The following is an 18977-nucleotide window of genomic DNA, read 5'->3' as shown; positions in this document are numbered from 1 at the left end:
AGATGAAAAAACGATCCTTAAAAATCAGTTTGACCAACCAAATCATGATTGCAACGGTATTGGGGATTTTTTGGGGCGTTTCCTTTCCCGGTTTAGGTGATCAAATGCAGCTAGTCGGGGACTTCTTCTTGCGACTGATTCAAATGTCTGTGGTCGTGTTGGTCATGGGCTCGGTGATTGAAGCGGTGGGGGGACTTGATCCAAAAGAATTAGGTGGGATCGGCGGGAAAGTCTTCCTCTGGTTTACCGGTTCGACCCTCGTCGCCGCTATTTTCGGTCTCTTGTTCGCCTTGATCCTCAAGCCCGGCGCAGGCCTTGACCAGTCGCTGCTGCAAAGTACAGAAACTGCATTAAGTACCAGCAGCATAGAAGAAGTCATCTTGAACTTTGTTCCACTGAACATTATTCAAGCCATGGTGGAGCAGAATATGATCCAAGTGATTATTTTTTCGCTCTTCTTTGGCCTTGCCTTGAGCTTAATCAAGCATGAAAAAAAGAATCAGCTGTTTCTAGATATGATCGGTAGTTTTAATCATATTTTGTTAAAAATGGTCAGCATGATCATGAAGTTGGCGCCGATCGGGATTTTCGGCCTTGTTGCTTCCTTGGTAGAAGATACCGGCATTCGTGTGTTGGGAATGTTAGCCAGTTTTTTATTGACGTTAGCAGCGGCATCTTTGCTCTTTTTGTTTCTTTGGTTTCTCTTGACGTCGCTCTATTGCAAAGTTTCCTTGTTTCGTTTGATAAAGAATATGTGGCGTCTATCGGTGGTTTCCTTTACGACCACCTCTTCTGCTGTTTCATTGCCGTTTCAAATCGAAGATGGCAAAGAACGATTTGGGATCAGTGATCGAATCAATAAGCTCGTGATGCCTTTAGGCATGACCTTAAATAGCAATGGGCTCTCCTTATTTTTAGCCCTGGCAATCGTAACCGTTGCTCAGGCGTACCAGATCCAATTGAGCTGGGGGGATCTTTTGCAAGTGGTCTTGTTGTCCTCGTTGGCATGCTTGGGAACGATCGTCGTTCCAGGCGGCGGATTAGTCACACTGGCTACGGTTTTACCTATGTTAGGACTACCTAATGAAAGCATCGCCTTACTGGCAGGGATCGATTGGTTTTCTGGGATGTTTCGGACCCTCTTGAATGTTGACCCTGACGTCACGGTGGCGTTGATCGTTGCTCATGATGAAGGAGAACTGGATCGTGCAGTCTTCAATGGTGAAAAAGCCCAGGTCAAATTAGCAGAAAAAATCACCGATGGCGTATAAGACCAATCATTCTTGTGATGAAACTTTACTCTTTTTTGAAAACGTGCTACGATTGATTCGTTGATAGACTAAAGAAGCTTCCTGAAATACCGTAAACGGTAAACAGTAGCGGCTGATTTTCCGCTTGTCATTCAACAGACAACTACGACAAAAAGAGGAGGAAAAAACATGACAGCATCGATGAAATTGTGGATTGACCTTTTGAATAGCTAACTTAAATCTATTTCAAAAGTCTAGGCAATCGTGATTTCAAGGGATGAGTGTCCTCTTTTTTCCAATTTCTTATTAAAATCAGGGTATAGCGGTAGGCTATGCCCTTTTTTTGTGCTTGCGTTTTCCTAGACGGGAAGGACAGACTGATGGAACAATTAAGTGTAAAAATAAACAATCTAATCAAAAATTATGGGGCCAAAGAAGTACTGAACATTGAAGAACTGAGTGCCTATCAAACGGATCGTATCGGGATCGTGGGCGCAAACGGGCAAGGCAAGTCTACCTTGCTAAAATTGATTGCGGGAGTGATCGATCCTGATTCAGGAACGATCCAAAGAGAAAATTCGTTTCACTATTTCCCACAAATCGCTGAGGTGACTGAAAAGACGGAGGCCCTTGACTGGGCGCTGTTTGGTCGTTTTTCGATCCCAACAAATGAATTGGCGACACTAAGCGGCGGGGAGGAGACCAAATACCGGTTGGCACAAACGTTATCTTCCTATCAGTTAGGACTTTTGCTCGATGAGCCAACGACCCATTTAGACCAGCAAGGAATTCAAGTCTTGATTGAGGAATTGCAGTATTATTATGGTACCCTGATCGTGGTCAGTCATGATCGGTATCTATTGAATCAGCTGGCAACGAAAATCTGGGAAGTCGATCAAGGCAAAGTCACCGAGTATTCTGGCAATTATGACAGTTACCGACAGCAAAAAGAGCAAGCGGCACAGCGTGTTGCCTGGGAGGCTGCGCAGTATCAGCAACAAAAACAGCAGTTGACCCAAGCAATCCAAAAGAAAAAAGAACAAGCGATCAAGAGCAGTCGTATTTCTGAAAAAAAGCGGCAGCAGAACATCCGACCAGACCGTTTGTCGTCATCAAAACAAAAAGACACGGTGCAAAAGTCATTGCAAAAAACAGTCAAAGCCATGGAAAGCCGCTTGGATCAGTTGGAAGAAGTGAAGGGTGTTGCCCGGCAGCAGGTGATTCGTTTTCCAGTAGTCCCTGCAGTGGAGCTGCATAATAAACGACCGATTCGTGGGGAGCAAGTAACCATTCAAAGAGGGGCGAAACGTTTGCTAGACAGCAGCAGTTTCCAGTTTGCTGCCGGGAAGAAAATCGCTATCGTGGGTCCGAACGGTTCGGGGAAGTCGACTTTACTAAAAGAAATCATCGCAGGTGGAGAGGGAATCTATGTATCACCGAAAATCGTCTTTGCGGTCTACGAGCAAATGGGCTATCGAAAAAACAGCACCACACCGCTTTTGACGGAATTGATGGCTCAAACAGACTATCAGGAACCACTGGTCCGCAGTATTTTACACAATCTGGGATTTAGCCAGATTGAAGTGATGAAGCCAGTCAATGTGCTAAGCGGCGGGGAAGCGACACGGGTCGAGCTCGCACGCATCTTTACTCAATCTGCCAATGTCTTGATACTTGATGAACCGACGAACTTTATTGATCTACCGACAATCACCGTCTTGGAACAATTGATTCGCAGCTATCGAGGCATCGTTTTGTTCACATCTCACGATCAAGCGTTTATCGATGCCGTCGCGGATGATGTGTATCAAATCGATCATGGAAAATTAACATTGGTTTCCAGTAACTAGCAGCATTGTCGCTTTTATACCTGTATAGAGAAAAACAGCGCGGGAAAGGAAGCGACCGCCCAACGTTCGATCAACAATCGGCCGTTGAGCGGTCACTACAAAACCCGCGCTGTTTTTTTTTGCAATCATCGGTATCGCCTCGCTGTTGCTACATCGCTTAATAAATCTTTTTCGTAAAGTATTTTAAGATCAGGGGAGAGATCAAGGTACTCAACAAGACAACGATCACCAAAGGGGAATACAATGCGGATGAGATCAATTGGTTTTGTTGACCAATCTGCAAAATGATCAATGCCATTTCACCTCGGGAAATCATTCCAGCTCCCACCATCCAAGCACTGTTGTTTGAGAATTTCGCGATTTTCGCCCCGACATAGCCGCCGACCAATTTGGTCATGATCGCGACCACGGTAAAGGCAAGAATAAAGAATAATTGCTCATTTAAGCGGGAAAAATCAACTTCTAAGCCAACGCTGACAAAGAACACCGGAATGAAGACGGCGTAACCTAATGCTTCGACACTGTGTTCCACTTCCTCACGAACCTTCGTTTGACTGACAGCGATCCCTGCGAAGAAGGCACCAATGACCGAGCTTAACCCAACGAGGTCAGCAAGATACGCCATTCCTAAGCAGATGATCAGTGACATGATGATCACCGCGGAATTTGCAAATAGCTTTTCTGCAAGTGCCAATAAGAACGGAGCAATCCATTTCACTAATAGAAAAATCAACACAAAATAAATCAATTCTACCAATAAGGTGACCGGCAGTGGTGTTGCTTGGCTGCTTTCGCCTCCTAAAAAGGAAAGGCTGAGACTCAAAACCAACACGACCAAAATATCATCCACGACGGAAGCACCAAGAATCGTCGACCCTTCTTTCGTATTCACCACATTCAACTCTTTCAATACTTCGACAGAAATACTGACTGAGGTGGCAGCTAATACGATCCCGAAAAAGAACGCTTCTGTGGGACTGCTTTGAAAACCGACCCCCGTGGCATACCCGAAGAGCATAGGGAACACGATCCCCAAAAGGGCAACGAGCATCCCTGGACGAAAATAGCGTTTCAATAAAGAAATATCACTTTCCAATCCCGCTAAAAACATCAGCAAAATAACACCAATCTCTGAAAAATCATGAACCAGAATATCTGGATGGACCCAATTGAGTCCTGCGCCTCCTAATAAAACCCCCGCTAACAACTGCCCGATAACAGCAGGAACGCCCATCCGTCTCGCCAGATGCGAGAAGAGGGTCGTCGTGATTAGGATCAAACACAAAATCCCGACAAAATGCATAAAACCTCATCCTTCTTTCCTATAACATACTCCCCTTTAGTATAGCATTCTCTCTTGAATTGAGCCTGTATCAAGCCTTTTTTTATTAAAAGAGTTTCATTAAACCACACGTTTTTTGAGATAAGGAGGAAGCGAAGGCAATCAGAGTTTTTCTGTGCACTCGTCGAAATAAAAAAACATTATTTTCACTTTACTTGTATCAAATTATTGTTTGAGCCAACGGGCGAGCTGCTGAAACACCATTTGGACTTGCGGCTCCTCGACGTTTTTCAAAAAGTCGTGGGGCAAATCATAGACAGGGACAAATTTGCTTTTAGGCACTTTCTTCAAGCCTTTGCTGTAACGAAAAGGAACTTCCTCATCGGTACTGCTGGCACTGCTGAAAATTGGAGGAAATTGAGCAAGCAGCTCAGGATCAATGGCATAGTCAGAAAGAGCTTCAGCTGTTAGACCATAGATCGTGGTGAGTTCTTGCTGTTGAACCCAATAAACATAAGGCAAATAGCGCTGAAACTGCGGATCATCCCAAACGATCTCGGTTTGATCCAAAGAAGGGACTTGCTCTTTGCTTAAGAGCGGCTGCTGCAAGACTCGTTTGTTTTCAATAAAAGAAAGATCGGTATACCCATAAAAATTGACCAGTTTTTCAGGCAATCTCTGTTGTTCCTTCAGTAATTGCTGGGTCAGCGCCAGCATCAAATAACCGCCAGCTGAGCGTCCGCAGAAACAAAACGGGTTATCTTTAAGCACAGTTGCTTGCAATTCTTGAAAATTTTGCCAGTTCAGCGCCAAAATCTCCGCTAACGAGGAATTGGGCGCCAGTAAATAATCGACTGTGAGGACGCTGTATTGCTGCTCTTGAAATAGTGTGATCAGTGATGCGGGAATGTCTTGACGGGTTCCATAAACAAAACCGCCGCCGTGAAAGTAAATCACGTATTTCTCCGAAGCAGGATAAAGGGACACCGAAGCACCGGTGGTCAATTGCCATTCTTTTTTCATTTTGCTTGACTCCTTTTCTGAAGCTCTAATAAATAGGTGCCGATCTCGTAATTGACTAATTGGATCGGACTTGTCAGATCGATCTCTAGTAGCTGTTCGATTTTGCTTAGCCGATAACGAATCGTTTTGGCATGAAGAAACAAGGTTTCAGCCGTATTTTTGTAATTGCGATTCGTGATAAAAAAGGTATACAGCGTTTTGAACAGCTCTTCATTTTCTTCCGAGAGTTGATACAGCTTCGGGGGAATGCTTTGCTGCAGCTTTTCCAGTTGGTTCTCCTTGATAAAGGAACTAAAGATACCTAAGTCGCTATAGGCAATGATCGGCGCCAAATAAAACTGCCGATTGAAGCGGATCGCATCCAAACACTCTGGCAGGATCTCTTTGATCTGATCCTTGCGCAAGACTTCGCTGACCACCAAGCAGCCATGTTCATCGGCTAACAGGGCATCATCAAAATGTGTCTGCAGCATCTGTTTCGTCACCTGATGGGCGATCGATTGGAAATTATAGAGGATCACCAAATAATTGTGGTGTTCAAAAAAGACGTGGGGTGTTTTCAACGCCCGTAGCTTGTGCAAAACGACGGACTTACGCTCCTTATCTTTAAAGCTGTTGGAAGCAAAGGCAATGCCTTGGTAGAAATCGTAGCGATCCAGTTGCGCTTCTTCTAACAAAAGATCCAGCTCAGCCAAATTACTAGGAGTGTTTTGTAAGATCGCATCGGCAAGATTGTTCATGCGATTGTAGCGCTCTTTCTTCAACAAATACGCCATTTGGAGGCGTTCATAAATGACGTCGATCACATTTTCAATGATCATGACTTTTGCCTCAGGGATCTGCGAATCTTTCTGATAAACGATCAAGGTACACAGATCATTGTAAGGATTGATGATCTCTACTTTTATGGCAGTCACATATTGATTGTTCTCATGAGAAAATAATTCCAAATATTCGTAGTGGTTCTTGGTAAACTCGATGGTTTTCATGGGTTCTTGTTTGGTCACCACGAAATTCTTAAAGGATTGACCGACGGACACATGCACATCTAAATGGGGGATGCGCAACGAACAAGGCTTTTCGATCAATTGATAGAACTCCTGCATGATCTGATCGAAAGAAGAGTGGTTGCGCTCAACTTTCATGAAGCGCTGGCGAACTTCGTAATAGGTACGCAGCAGCTGGGTTTGGTGATTTAGCAATGGTTCGTAAACCGCTAGCATGATGGCTTCATAGCTGACTTCTTGCTGCACTTTGATCAAAGGGATCTTATAAGCAAAGCTAAGCTCGATCACCCAATCTGGGATCATAGGGATCAAGCGATCCACTTTGATCACTAAACCGCTGACACCGATTTGCTGCATTTTTTCAAAAAAAACACGCAGTTCCTCAGGGGATTGGTCTTTAAAGGCATAAAAAGAAGTCAAAATCAATTGATGGGCTTTGCTCCATTTCTCGATGTCCATCGCTTCCAGCACCATGACGGAACCGACGGAATTTGTTAAACCAATGGAGCCAGTCAGGACTTTACTTTTTTCAAAAAGCGGCAGTTCAACCAATTCTTTTAATTTCATAAAATGCTCCTTTTTTCTCTTTTGGATAAAAAGTATAGCATTTTTTTAGAACTTTATCCAATGAAAACGCAAACAAGGATCGTTAGAATGAGAGTGTAAGAAAAGGAGGAGAACAAATGCTGCACACAGTAATCTTAAAGAATAACTACCAAGATTCCATTAACTTAATGCTGCTGACGAATACGATCAATGATCTAGGCGATGTCGAAATGAGTCAAATCATGATGGGGACGGATGCAAACAAAGACATATTAAATAACACTGGCTTGCTTTCTAAAGAGGCGGAAGGTGCTTCACCCAACGATATGATGATCGTGGTCGATAGCCAAAACGAACAGATCATGGATCAAGTAATGCCAGCGATCGATTCATTTTTAGCTGATCTTTCAGCAAAAGATCAAAGCAAAGAAACGCCAGCGGCGGCTTCATGGCAAGAAGCCTTGAGCGCAATGCCGGATGCCAATGTTGCACTATTTAGTATTCCTGGGGAATATGGTGCTGCCGAGATGGAAAAAGCCTTGAAAAATGACTTGCATGTATTCTCGTTTACAGACAATGTTGCTATCGAAGATGAAGTGCGTTTGAAACAGCTGGCTCATGAAAAAGGCTTATTGATGATGGGGCCAGACTGTGGGACCGGTATTATTTCCAGCATTCCGATTGCCTTCACGAATGTCGTGGCACCAGGAAACATCGGTGTTGTTGGTGCCTCTGGTACGGGGATTCAAGAAGTGACGACGATCATTGACCGATTAGGCGGTGGTGTCGTTCATGCCATCGGGACCGGCGGACGTGACTTAAGCGACAAAGTTGGGGCGATCACTGTCAAAGATGCCATCGTTGCTTTAGAAAATCATGAACCGACAGATGTGATTTGCGTGATCTCGAAACCACCTGCAAAAGAAGTGCGGGATGAAGTCGTTCAATTGCTACAAAGTATCAGCAAACCTGTAGTAGCGATTTTCTTAGGAGAAAAACCAGAAGCCCATGAAGGAAAAGTCTATTTGGCACATACTCTGGAAGAAACAGCGCGCATTGCTGTTGATCTTGCCAATGAAGAACCAGTCAAGGCGAACTATTTTGAACGCGTGGAAACCCCAGATGTGCCCAAGCTCGCTGCCGACAAAGTGGTTAAAGGTCTTTATTCTGGCGGAACATTAGCTGCCGAAGCAGGAATGCTGATCTCCGAAGCCTTGAATTTAGAAGGCCTTGTAAAACAAGAAGGCTATATCTTACATTCCCACGGCTACGATGTGATCGACCTTGGTGATGATATCTATACCCAAGGCAAACCGCATCCAATGATCGATCCTGAAGTGCGTATCAAAAAAATCGAAGACTATGCGCAAGATGAGCAAACCGGGGTCATTTTATTTGATGTGGTGCTAGGTTACGGCGCGCATACAGATATGGTAGGAGCTTTGTTACCAGCTATCGAAGCTGCACAGCAAACAGCCCAAGCAGCTGATCGCGCGCTATACTTTGTTGCTACCGTCTGCGGAACTGGAAAAGATCCGCAAAACTACCAAGAAGCAGTCAACCGTTTGAAAGCAGCTGGCGTCTATGTGGCACCAAGCAATGCTCAAGCAGTGCAATTAGCCCTAGCTTTAAAAGGGGCGACTCTTTCTGAAGCAGACAAAACAGTCAATGACTATACTGGTAGCAAGGTTGAGGTGCCGACAGTCAGCGAGAAAGTAATGGAGCTGTTGACCACCAAACCACGGATCATCAATGTTGGCTTGCAAAGCTTCAATGAATCGATCCTGCAATATGGCGGGAAAACAGAACAATTCAACTGGCGTCCTCGTGCTAACGGCAACAAGAAAATGATCCGTATTTTAGACGCGTTAGAAGAATTTGACGAAAAAATCACAGCTGAAAACCAAGCAGTGACGGATAAAATCAAAAATGCCCAACCATTCTTGATCGATGTCGTTCCGGCTAAATCAGTGATCGCTGAATTAAACGAAAGTCAGAAAACCTTGCTGCATGCAGGACCGCCGATCCAATGGTCGGAAATGACGGGACCGATGCAAGGATCTTGTATCGGCGCTGCCTTGTTTGAACGCTGGGCGAAGGATGAAGACGAAGCCCGCCGCCTACTAGAAAGTGGGGAAGTCCGCTTTATGCCATGTCACCATGTCCAGGCAGTCGGTCCAATGGGCGGGATCACTTCAGGGAATATGCCTGTCTTTGTGGTTGAAAACCGCCTTGTCGGCAACAAAGCCTACTGTATTTTGAACGAAGGGATCGGTAAAGTCTTGCGATTCGGTGCTTATTCACAAGAAGTCATCGATCGTTTGGATTGGATCAAAGACGTCTTAGGACCAACCATTGCCAAGGCATTAAAACTAACTGAAGAAGGCATCAATTTGAATGTATTGATTGCCCGGTCGATCACAATGGGGGATGAATTCCATCAAAGAAATATTGCAGCATCATTGAACTTCTTGAAAGAGATCGCGCCGTTGATCATCCAAACAGAAATCGATGAAAAGCAAAAATATGAAGTGATCAAGTTCTTAGCAGATACCGATCAGTTCTTCTTGAATATCATGATGGCAACCGGCAAAGCCATCGTTGACGGTGCCCGTGTCGATGCCAAAGGAACGATCGTGACCACCATGACGAGAAACGGCGTCAATTTTGGGGTTCGTGTCGCCCAAACAGAAGACCAATGGCATACTGCACCAGTCAATACGCCGAAAGGTTTGTACTTTACTGGGTTTACCGAAGCAGATGGCAATCCTGATATTGGGGACAGTGCCATTACTGAAACCGTCGGTGTCGGAGCAATGGCGATGGTAGCCGCACCAGGTGTAACACGCTTTGTCGGCGCTGGTGGCTTTGAAGATGCGCTAGAAACTTCCAATGAAATGGCAAAAATCTGTTTCGGTCATAATCCGACCTTCTCGATCCCAACATGGGACTTCCAGGGGACTTGTTTGGGGATCGACATCCGGAAAGTCGTTGAAACAGGCATCACCCCAATCATCAATACTGGGATCGCCCATAAAGAAGCAGGTGTCGGTCAAGTCGGTGCAGGGACGGTGCGTGCACCGTTAGGCTGTTTTGAAAATGCCTTGACGGCTTATGCGAAGGATCTGGGGATCGATGTTGACTGAGAAAATCAAAATCAGTGATTATCTAGACCCATTGCAACGATTCGGTCGTACCGGTCGGGTGCATAGCGTGTTTGATCGTTCATTCAATGTGATGATCGGGCAGCAGCTGGTCAATATCAACAACTATCGCAACTATTTGACTGGCTTCGGAGTCTTTTTACCAGATGCATTGTTTGAGCAAGTCCTGCCTTTGATCGAGGTCGGCAATCGCGTGCAAGTCCGAGAGCATGGTCTGACCTTTTACAGCACAAAAGGAACATTTTCTCTTTCATTAGAGGAAAAAGAATTGGTTTCGCTGCAGGTGAAGGAGCTATCCTTCACCTCTGCGGAATTGCAGCTTTTGAAAGAAATCCTGCTTCAACAAAAACTAGAAACCAAGATTGGGTTGCCCGAAGATGAGAAAACCCAAGCAGTGTTTGCGGCATTGCGGCAGCCTGTCTCAGATTGGGAACCAATCATTGCTCACCTGATTGGCCGCGGCAAAGGATTGACACCTAGCGGCGATGATCTTTTAGTTGCCTATCAAGCGATGCTCTATGCCTTGCAGCAGCCGGAAGCTGACGCGTTAGCGCAAGCATTGGCAAAACCGCTGTCTACGACGGATGTCAGCCTTGCTTATATTCAAAGTGCCAGTCAAGGGTATGTCAATTCTCTGATGCTGCAATTATTCAAAGACTTAAAAAAGCAAAACCCACAAGTGATTGAAAAAGATGTGCAGCAGTTGATGTCCGTTGGTCATTCGTCAGGCAAAGATCTTAGTTTTGGGTTGTTGTTAGCGTTGGAGTCATTGTCACTTGAGGAAAAAGAATAGAAATGGGGAGAAATCATGGAAATCAGTAACCAGAAAGATGCGGTCAAAGTAAGCAATTCTTACTGGAAAAAAGTCGTTGCTATTTTCTTTGTCGGCTGGATTTTAATGTACGCCACACGGACGATCTTCAATCCAATCATGGGTGTGATCGGAGAAGAATTCAATTTAAGCAACACACAACTAGGACTTGCCAATAGTATTTTCTTTTTGACATATGCCGTTGCGCAAATTCCTTTTGGCATCATCGGCGACAAAATCGGTCGCAAATTGGTGATCGCCCTAGGTTTTGTTTTATTGGCGGTGACTACGTACTTCAGTGGGCTAGCCACAAGCTTCGTTTTGTTCTTAGTGATTCGTGCCATTGCAGGGATTGGTCAAGGTGCCTATTACGGTCCGCAATACGCATTGTCTACCGAAGCGATTCCCGACAACAAACGGACCGTCGGAAATGCCATTATCAACAGTGGGATGGCGTTTGGAACGTCTGGCGGATACTTGCTTTCTAGTAAATTGGTCTTGGATAATGGGGGCCATTGGAGTCAACCCTTCTTCCTAATGGCAATTCCGACCTTGATCGTCGGTGTATTGTTCTATTTTGTTTTGAAAGAAAAAGTGATTCGTCCAGAAGATGAAGGACAAGAAATAAAAGAAGAAGGGCCAAAAGAAAAGATTTCCTTGAAGCAGATTTTTTCAAACCGCAATCTCGTGGCAGCCTTTGTTCTTTGCTTTACCAGCATTTATGCAAACTTTGTAATCATTACTTGGTTGCCGCAATTCTTGATTGCCGAGCGTGGCTTTGAAGGGGCGAGTGTCGGCTTTATTGCTTCCTTAGTCCCATGGGCATCGATTCCAGGTGCGTTGATTTTTGCTCGATTGAATGATAAAACAGGCGCAACGAAAAAATTAGTCTATTTATTGGTCCCATTGGCGACCCTTTCCGTATTTGCCATTGCCTTTGTAACGGATCGTACCTTACTGATCACTGTTTTGATTTTGTATGGATTGACTGGCAAGCTGGCGCTTGATCCAATCGTCGTAACCTTTGTGACGAAAAACGCACCAAAAGGCGCCTTAGGAACGACCTTGAGTGCCTATAACTTTATCGGGATGTCGGGGTCGATCTTAGCGCCTTATGTTACTGGCTTTTTAGCCGATTCTTTAGGATCGATGCAGGTCGGGTTTTACCTGTCTTGTCTATTACTGCTGATCGGATTAGGTGTTTTTGCCGTATTAGCAAAGGAAAATCAGAAGGAGAGCATAAAATGAGTTTGAATGTGATCGCGTTAGGCGGCAATGCTATTTTAGATAAAGACCCCAGTGATGAAGGACAAAAAGCAGTCGTTGCGCAAGCAGCACGTTATATTGCCGATTTTGTCGAAAAAGGGGAAAAAGTCATTGTTTGTCACGGCAATGGACCACAAGTCGGCAACTTGCTGTTGCAGCAAAAAGCCGGGGAAAGTGAAAAAAATCCCCAATTGAAATTAGACAGCTGCGTAGCGATGACCCAAGGAAGTATCGGTTATTGGCTGCAAAATGCCTTGATCAATGAGTTTGCCACACGTCAAGCACATCCATCGGTAATCTCATTAGTCACCCAAGTTCGTGTCGATCCAGCAGATCCATCGTTTGAGAGACCTTCCAAACCAGTCGGACCTTTTTATAGTGAAGAGGAAGCCAATGCTGCGATGGCAGCCAATGGCGGGGTATATCAAGAAGATGCTGGGCGTGGTTACCGCAAAGTGGTTCCATCGCCGAAACCGCAAGAAATTGTTGAAAAAGAAGCCATCAAAACATTGGTCGATGCAGGTGTGATCACGATTTGTGCCGGTGGCGGTGGCGTACCTGTCGTTCGCAACGATAATGGGTTTACTGGCGTGGAAGCCGTCAACGACAAAGACTTTACCGCCAGTGTCTTAGCAAAAGACGTGCAGGCCGATCGCCTGATCATTTTGACCGGTGTCGACAATATCTACATCAATTACAATCAGCCGAATCAGCAAGCCTTAGGGGAAATCAGTGTGGCACAAGCCAAGGGCTACATCGAGGAAGGCCATTTTGCAGCGGGAAGTATGTTGCCAAAAATAGAAGCTGCGATTGATTTTGTTGAAGAAGATGCAGCCAGAACCGCGATTATTACCTCAATCGAAAAGTTAGCTGAACTAGATCAGCATACAGGAACCATACTTCGAAAATAAAGAGGGGATCAAAGTGAAAGCAAAAAAACTACCGATGGTGACGCAGATCGTTATTGCCGTTCTTCTAGGGATTCTTTGCGGTTTGTTCTTTGGGCAAGCCGCTTCATTCCTAAAAATCTTGGGCGATCTTTTCTTGCGTCTGATGCAAATGGCGATCCCGTTATTGATCGTTGGACAAATCATTCAAGCAGTTGGGGGGATTGCCCCGAAAGAACTCACTCGTTTGGGTGGAAAAACGATCGCTGTCTTTGGGATTTCCTCCTTATTCGCTGCTGCATGGGGCGTGCTGATGGCGCTCTTCTTTGCTCCAGGCAAAGGGATCGACTTTTCACAAGCTGCCGGCGAACCTCTGCAAGCACAAGAAATTTCTATATCAGAGACTGTGATCAACTTTATTCCCACGAATATTTTCGATGCGTTGAGTAAAGGGTCAATTATTCAAATCATCGTTTTTGGGTTGTTCTTTGGTGTTGCTCTCAATCGCTTTATGCAAAAGAAACCTGAGTCATCTCTTTATGGGCTGATCGTGGATCTAAATGAGGTTGTCATCGCTATCATTCGTTACGTGATGATCGTGGCACCAATCGGTATTTTTGCTTTGATCGCTTCAACGATCAGCTCCCTGGGCTTGCAGATCATTTTGCCATTAGGCAGCTATTTGCTCGTCTACGGTCTAGCCACCGTCACGTTCCTTGGGCTGTGGCTAGTCTTATTGACCGTTTATTGTCGGATCAATCCGTTACGATTGATCAAAAATATGAAGAATATGTCGGTCATGGCATTGGCGACGACCTCCTCTGCCATCACGCTGCCGATCGCTATGGAAGAATCCCAGAACAAATTAGGACTCAGTAGCCGCATCACCAATTTGGTATTGCCATTGGGCATGTCTTTGAACAGCAATGGGTCAGCGATGCATATGGCGATTACCGTCATGACAATCGCCCAAATGTATCAAATCAACTTTGACGGGATCCAAATGGTGACGGTAGCTGTAACTGCGACTTTCGTTTCTTTAGCCAATGCAGTTGTTCCCGGAGCGGGGTTAGTTTCCTTGGCAATCATCGTTCCCCAGCTTGGTTTACCAATCGAAAGCATTGCGCTATTTGCTGGTGTCGAATGGTTTGTTGGCATGCTGCGGACAATTTTGAACGTGAACTCAGACGTCTATTCAGCGCTGCTGATCGCTAAGTCAGCCGATGAACTGGATTATCGCGTGTTTAATCAATAAGAGAAGCCGTTGCCAAGCGTGCTTCTCTTTTTCTAAGGAGGAGAAAAGATGGAAGAAATGAGCAGACGTTCTCTGCTGGAATTAGAAGCATTGATGAAAAAGAAACTATTGGCTGCTGGTTTGCCAGAAGCCGCTGCCAGTGAAACAGCGGCGCATTTGACCTTTGCGGATGCTTGCGGGATCCATTCTCATGGTGCCGTGCGGATGGACTACTATGCCGAGCGTTTAGTAAAAGGTGGCATCACGCTGGAACCAAACATGTCTTTTGAAAAAACAGGCGCCGCTACCGGAATTTTCCACGGAGATAACGGCATGGGGCATTATGTGTGCAATGAAGCGATGGCGATCGCCATTCATCTGGCGAAAGAAGTCGGGATCGCTGCAGTAGGAATCGAGCAGACCAGCCATAGCGGGACGATGGCGTATTACGTCAAACAGGCTGCTGAAGCCGACTTAGTGGCGATCGCCATGTGTCAATCGGATCCGATGGCGGTGCCTTTTGGTGGGATCGAAAACTATTTTGGCACCAATCCAATCGCGTTTGCAGCACCACGAGCCAATCATCCGCCGGTAGTTTTTGATATGGCGACGACGGTTCAAGCGTGGGGCAAAATTTTGGACGCTCGCTCGAAGAAGCAGCAGATCCCCGATACTTGGGCCGTAGACGAGCAAGGCTTGCCTACCACCGACCCCTATGCAGTCCAAGGATTATTGCCAATCGCTGGTGCTAAAGGATATGGCTTGATGATGATGGTGGATATTTTAGCTGGCTCGATGCTAGGCTTGGCTTTTGGTAAACAGGTCACCTCCATGTATGCGGACTTGACGGAAAAACGCCGCTTAGGACAATTCCTTCTTGTGATCGATCCATCTCGTTTTACCAACACCGAAACCTTCAAGCAAAGCATCGATCAGATGGTGACTGAGCTGCATGCAATCCCGCCAGTAGAAGGGCAATCACAAGTCTACTATCCTGGAGAGATCAGCCAAATACACTTTGAAAAAGCCCAGCAAGAAGGGGTCATGATCCCCAAAGCGATCATCGATTATCTCGAAAGCGAAACCCTCCATTTTGATCGCTATGGTAGTCAAGATTCCTTTGCTAAATAAAAATCCGCAAAAGGCAGTTGGTTCAGAGGGGGATTGAACCAACTGTTTTTTTGCTGTCTGGAGCAAAGAGAAGTTTTCAGTCAGAAAATCGCACATTATTGGAAAGATTAGACGAATTCTTTGAGTTGGTTCATTTTGTTCAAAGCATTTCTTAAGCCATTCGACCTTTGATTGCTTGTTTTTTGGAATGTGGTAGAATAGGTCGCATAAGTTAAGATCACTCAAGAAATGAGAGAAAAGCGAGGATGCAACGTGGCAATGAATAAAGTGGTTCTTACTGGGAAAATCGCAGAGATGCCTAGTAAAGAAGCGTTTGATGCGGCGGACGATCAGGGCGTACGTTTTGATCTTGTCATTGTGTCTCAATGGCAAAACAGTGAAGAAGTGCACCATGAATGGTTTGCTTGCGTCATTCATGGAAAACAGGCAGAGACCTTTTTACGGTATACTCAAAAAGGGGCAAGTATCAAAATCAATGGACACTTGCAAGGCTGTCCTTATGAAACACCAGAAGGTCAGAGACTTTGTGCGGCAGAAGTGGTGGTGGATAGCTTCCAAATCTTAGAGTTGGCAGAAGAACCAGCGGCGCCTTTTCCTAAAAAGCGGCTATCGACACTTGATGAAACAACGCAAACAAAGTCGATCCGTAATGAAAAAGATCCCCTAAAAACACAGATGCTGGAGTTTTTAAAAGACAATCGATTATTTTAATGACGAAACATGCGGAAAGCAACGGCTTCTCGCATGTTTTTTTACGTAGAGAAAGTATTGGTAAAATTCAACTATATCTGACTAGCGGTGTTCTTTATTGCTTATCAAAGAGGGGGTTAAATAGAATGGTGATTGTAATAAATGATCGCGAAAGTGAAAATAGTGTTTCACAAAAAGTGCGGATTGGTTTAGAATAGTTGAAACATATCTTGAGAAAAAGAGCGGCGCTTGCCTTGTTCAACTGCTAGATACCGCTTTTTTCTGAAAAAATCGTTAATCAGGGAGGGAAGTCGATGGGCAAATCAATTATAGGGATCGCTGCGAATGAAGTGCAAGATGCTGGCGATGTGCTGCATCATTTGCCGATCGCCTACACACCATTAGGGTATGTGCGAGCGATCCAGCAAGCGGGCGGACTGCCATTGCTCGTGCCAATCAGTGAGCCAGCTGCAGCCAAGGACTATGTTTCACAGATCGATAAACTGGTATTAGCTGGTGGACAAGATGTTTCACCCAAGTTTTATGGGCAGGAGGCCCATCAGGCAACTGGAAGCGGTTTGTTGGCACGGGATGAGTTTGAACTAGCGCTGATCGATGAAGCGCTGCTGCAAAAGAAACCAATTTTTGCGGTTTGTCGGGGAATGCAGCTGGTCAACGTGGCATTCGGTGGCACGCTGCAGCAAGACATCAGTACCTTCAGTGAGATCATTCATATGCAGGCGCCGATTCCGAAAGAAGTGCCGACCCATGCCACCGTGACGGCTGAAAAAAGCATGTTGGCTCGTGTTTACGGTCAAAAAACAAAGGTTAATTCCTTTCATCATCAAGCGGTGGATCGATTGGCTCGTCCATTGCAAAAGACAGCTTGGAGTCCTGATGGCATCATTGAAGGCATTGAACACGTGGGTCAGCGCTTGTTGGCGGTTCAATGGCATCCTGATTTTGCCTATGATGCGCTTATACAAGAACAAGCGGTTTTCAAGTATGTCGTTGACGTATTGTAAGAAAGAGGATCACGCAAGGAGGAGAAAAATGAAAAAGAAAATGATGGGTATCACTGCTTTCACATTATTGGTTTTAAGTGCCTGCAGTACCACGAGCCCCACGACGGATTCTGGACAGCAAGAGGAGCAAGGAGCCGTTGCGCAAGAAATTCAAGTGTCAACCGCTGGCGCCTTATCAACCCTTGATAGCGGACAATACACGGATGTCAATAGTTCCGATATGATCGGACAAGTGGCAGAAGGGTTATACCGTCTGGATCAAGAGGGGGATCCTGAGCTTGCGATGGCCGCTGAAGAGCCTACGGTATCAGAAGACGGACTGGTTTATACCTTCACCATTCGTGATGCAAAATGGAGCAATGGCGATCCTGTTACTGCGGATGATTTTGTCTACGCCTTTCAATATGTTGCTAATCCAGAGAATGGTTCTAGTAGCAGTAATCAAATGGATGTGTTGAAAAATGGCAGTCAAGTGCGTCAAGGGGACGCTGAGGTGAGTGAGTTAGGTGCAAAAGCATTGGACCAGCAGACGTTAGAGCTGACATTGGCAAGTCCAATCTCGTATCTGGATCAAATTTTGGTCGGGACACCTTTTATGCCAAAAAACCAAGCGTTTGCTGAAGAAAAAGGTGCCGATTATGGGTTATCAGCGGAAAATTTTGTCGGCAATGGCCCATTCTTGATCGAAGGGTGGAACGGGACCAACGAATCATGGACGTTAACGAAAAATCCTGATTATTGGGATGCTGAGAATGTCCAATTGACCAAGATCGACGTGCAAGTAGTGAAGGAAACGGCGACTGGTGTCAGCCTTTTTGAAACAGGAGAACTGGACTACACCACCTTAACGGATACTTACGCGCAGCAATACCAAAACTCAGCTCAAGCCAACTATGTGCCAAAGGCGCTGGTGGGGTATTTAAGTGCCAACCAAAAACGAGAAGTCACAGGCAATGTCAAAGTACGTCAAGCAATTTTACAAGCCATCGACAAAGAGGCATTTGCCGAAAATATCTTAGGTGATGGGTCCACTGCATTGAACGGCTTTGTGCCAAGCAACTTTGCCAAAGATCCTGAAACAGACCAAGATTTTCGTGAAGAAAATGGCGATTTACTGCCGTACGATTTAACAGCCGCACAAGAGCTTTGGGCACAAGCCAAAGAAGAGTTGGGACAAGAGGAAATCACTTTGGAACTGTTGTCAGCAGATACAGCAGCAGCCAAGAAAACCATCGAGTTTGTCCAAGGGCAGTTAGAAACCAATTTGCCGGGATTAACCATCGATGCCAAGTCGATTCCTTTACAAAACCGTTTGGACTTGCAATCCCAAGGTGAATTTGATCTCGTTTTTGGGACTTGGACACCAGATTACGCGGACCCGATCAACTTCTTAGAATTTTATGATTCAACAGGTGGCTTGAATACGTCTGGGTATGCTAGTGAAAGTTACGATCAAGGGTTAGCAGAAGCACGGACGACTTTAGCAAACGACCCAGCTGCCCGTTGGGACTTATTGAAAGAACTGGAAAAACAATTGATCGTTGAAGATACAGCCGTTTTGCCGTTATATCAAGGGGTGGTGGCGTATTTGAAAACAGATCGTTTGCAAGGGGTGCAAGTGTTTCCTTTTGGACGAACAGTATCCTATCGCCTAGCATCTGTCACAGAATAAACAGGTAGTAAGAAAACAGAGGAACTTTTTTTCAACCAAGTGTGCTGATCAAACAGCGTTTGTTGAAGAGAAGGGCATCTGTTTTTTTATTTTAGCCAAAATCGTTGCAACTCTTGGGGTAAAACAGAAATTCGTTTTC

General features: G+C 45.3%; 14 protein-coding genes. 11 read left to right on the top strand and 3 right to left on the bottom strand.

Going from position 1 to position 18977, the window contains the following annotated elements; translation table 11 throughout:
- Positions 1-2: 2 nt before the first annotated feature.
- Positions 3-1271, top strand: a complete 1269-nt coding sequence (locus tag IGJ74_RS13275; RefSeq protein WP_005234475.1) for a dicarboxylate/amino acid:cation symporter — start codon at positions 3-5, stop codon at positions 1269-1271.
- 359 nt (positions 1272-1630) lie between these two features.
- The gene (gene abc-f / locus IGJ74_RS13270) at positions 1631-3100 is read left to right on the top strand and encodes a ribosomal protection-like ABC-F family protein (RefSeq protein ID WP_218193373.1); all 1470 of its coding nucleotides are present in this window, start codon (positions 1631-1633) and stop codon (positions 3098-3100) included.
- Between the two features lie 157 nt (positions 3101-3257).
- Here the strand turns inward: abc-f and IGJ74_RS13265 are convergent, their stop codons facing one another.
- The 3 genes from IGJ74_RS13265 to IGJ74_RS13255 form a co-directional block, all read right to left on the bottom strand.
- Positions 3258-4403, bottom strand: a complete 1146-nt coding sequence (locus tag IGJ74_RS13265) for a cation:proton antiporter (RefSeq protein ID WP_005234488.1) — start codon at positions 4401-4403, stop codon at positions 3258-3260.
- Between the two features lie 204 nt (positions 4404-4607).
- Entirely contained in the window at positions 4608-5405 is a 798-nt protein-coding gene (locus tag IGJ74_RS13260) for an alpha/beta hydrolase (protein WP_218193372.1), read from the bottom strand.
- Complete coding sequence (locus IGJ74_RS13255) at positions 5402-6979, bottom strand: PucR family transcriptional regulator (RefSeq protein ID WP_218193371.1); 1578 nt, start codon at positions 6977-6979, stop codon at positions 5402-5404. Before IGJ74_RS13255 ends, IGJ74_RS13260 begins: the two co-directional genes overlap by 4 nt.
- A 116-nt stretch (positions 6980-7095) precedes the next feature.
- Between IGJ74_RS13255 and fdrA the strand changes: the two genes are divergently transcribed.
- The 9 genes from fdrA to IGJ74_RS13210 all read left to right on the top strand — a co-directional run bounded on the left by fdrA (position 7096) and on the right by IGJ74_RS13210 (position 18838).
- Positions 7096-10104, top strand: a complete 3009-nt coding sequence (gene fdrA, locus IGJ74_RS13250) for a DUF1116 domain-containing protein (RefSeq protein ID WP_218193370.1) — start codon at positions 7096-7098, stop codon at positions 10102-10104.
- Entirely contained in the window at positions 10094-10915 is an 822-nt protein-coding gene (locus IGJ74_RS13245; RefSeq protein WP_061054456.1) for a DUF2877 domain-containing protein, read from the top strand. The genes fdrA and IGJ74_RS13245 overlap by 11 nt, the downstream gene beginning before the upstream one ends.
- Before the next feature lie 15 nt (positions 10916-10930).
- A complete protein-coding gene (locus tag IGJ74_RS13240; RefSeq protein ID WP_005225376.1) occupies positions 10931-12181 on the top strand; it encodes an MFS transporter in 1251 nt (416 codons plus the stop codon).
- A complete protein-coding gene (gene arcC / locus IGJ74_RS13235; protein WP_005234499.1) occupies positions 12178-13110 on the top strand; it encodes a carbamate kinase in 933 nt (310 codons plus the stop codon). The genes IGJ74_RS13240 and arcC overlap by 4 nt, the downstream gene beginning before the upstream one ends.
- Before the next feature lie 13 nt (positions 13111-13123).
- Complete coding sequence (locus IGJ74_RS13230; protein WP_081343838.1) at positions 13124-14341, top strand: dicarboxylate/amino acid:cation symporter; 1218 nt, start codon at positions 13124-13126, stop codon at positions 14339-14341.
- Between the two features lie 48 nt (positions 14342-14389).
- Positions 14390-15451 carry an ureidoglycolate dehydrogenase gene (gene allD / locus IGJ74_RS13225; RefSeq protein WP_218193368.1) on the top strand — a complete coding sequence of 354 codons (1062 nt, stop codon included), beginning with the start codon at positions 14390-14392 and terminating at the stop codon, positions 15449-15451.
- Between the two features lie 228 nt (positions 15452-15679).
- The gene (ssb, locus tag IGJ74_RS13220) at positions 15680-16162 is read left to right on the top strand and encodes a single-stranded DNA-binding protein (RefSeq protein WP_035006702.1); all 483 of its coding nucleotides are present in this window, start codon (positions 15680-15682) and stop codon (positions 16160-16162) included.
- Positions 16163-16455: 293 nt separating this feature from the next.
- Entirely contained in the window at positions 16456-17166 is a 711-nt protein-coding gene (locus IGJ74_RS13215; protein ID WP_430608498.1) for a gamma-glutamyl-gamma-aminobutyrate hydrolase family protein, read from the top strand.
- Positions 17167-17194: 28 nt separating this feature from the next.
- The gene (locus IGJ74_RS13210; RefSeq protein WP_218193367.1) at positions 17195-18838 is read left to right on the top strand and encodes a peptide ABC transporter substrate-binding protein; all 1644 of its coding nucleotides are present in this window, start codon (positions 17195-17197) and stop codon (positions 18836-18838) included.
- Positions 18839-18977: the final 139 nt, after the last annotated feature.

The organism is Enterococcus sp. AZ009 (assembly GCF_050548785.1).
Lineage (GTDB): Bacteria > Bacillota > Bacilli > Lactobacillales > Enterococcaceae > Enterococcus_D > Enterococcus_D entomosocium.
This window is presented reverse-complemented; position numbering and strand designations above follow the sequence as displayed.

What these genes read in the sequence shown, in the direction of transcription:
- IGJ74_RS13275 (WP_005234475.1), top strand. Translation starts at nt 3, where the DNA reads ATGAAAAAACGATCCTTAAAAATCAGTTTGACCAACCAAATCATGATT.
- abc-f (WP_218193373.1), top strand. Translation starts at nt 1,631, where the DNA reads ATGGAACAATTAAGTGTAAAAATAAACAATCTAATCAAAAATTATGGG.
- IGJ74_RS13265 (WP_005234488.1), bottom strand. Translation starts at nt 4,403, where the DNA reads ATGCATTTTGTCGGGATTTTGTGTTTGATCCTAATCACGACGACCCTC.
- IGJ74_RS13260 (WP_218193372.1), bottom strand. Translation starts at nt 5,405, where the DNA reads ATGAAAAAAGAATGGCAATTGACCACCGGTGCTTCGGTGTCCCTTTAT.
- IGJ74_RS13255 (WP_218193371.1), bottom strand. Translation starts at nt 6,979, where the DNA reads ATGAAATTAAAAGAATTGGTTGAACTGCCGCTTTTTGAAAAAAGTAAA.
- fdrA (WP_218193370.1), top strand. Translation starts at nt 7,096, where the DNA reads ATGCTGCACACAGTAATCTTAAAGAATAACTACCAAGATTCCATTAAC.
- IGJ74_RS13245 (WP_061054456.1), top strand. Translation starts at nt 10,094, where the DNA reads ATGTTGACTGAGAAAATCAAAATCAGTGATTATCTAGACCCATTGCAA.
- IGJ74_RS13240 (WP_005225376.1), top strand. Translation starts at nt 10,931, where the DNA reads ATGGAAATCAGTAACCAGAAAGATGCGGTCAAAGTAAGCAATTCTTAC.
- arcC (WP_005234499.1), top strand. Translation starts at nt 12,178, where the DNA reads ATGAGTTTGAATGTGATCGCGTTAGGCGGCAATGCTATTTTAGATAAA.
- allD (WP_218193368.1), top strand. Translation starts at nt 14,390, where the DNA reads ATGGAAGAAATGAGCAGACGTTCTCTGCTGGAATTAGAAGCATTGATG.
- ssb (WP_035006702.1), top strand. Translation starts at nt 15,680, where the DNA reads ATGAGAGAAAAGCGAGGATGCAACGTGGCAATGAATAAAGTGGTTCTT.
- IGJ74_RS13215 (WP_430608498.1), top strand. Translation starts at nt 16,456, where the DNA reads ATGGGCAAATCAATTATAGGGATCGCTGCGAATGAAGTGCAAGATGCT.
- IGJ74_RS13210 (WP_218193367.1), top strand. Translation starts at nt 17,195, where the DNA reads ATGAAAAAGAAAATGATGGGTATCACTGCTTTCACATTATTGGTTTTA.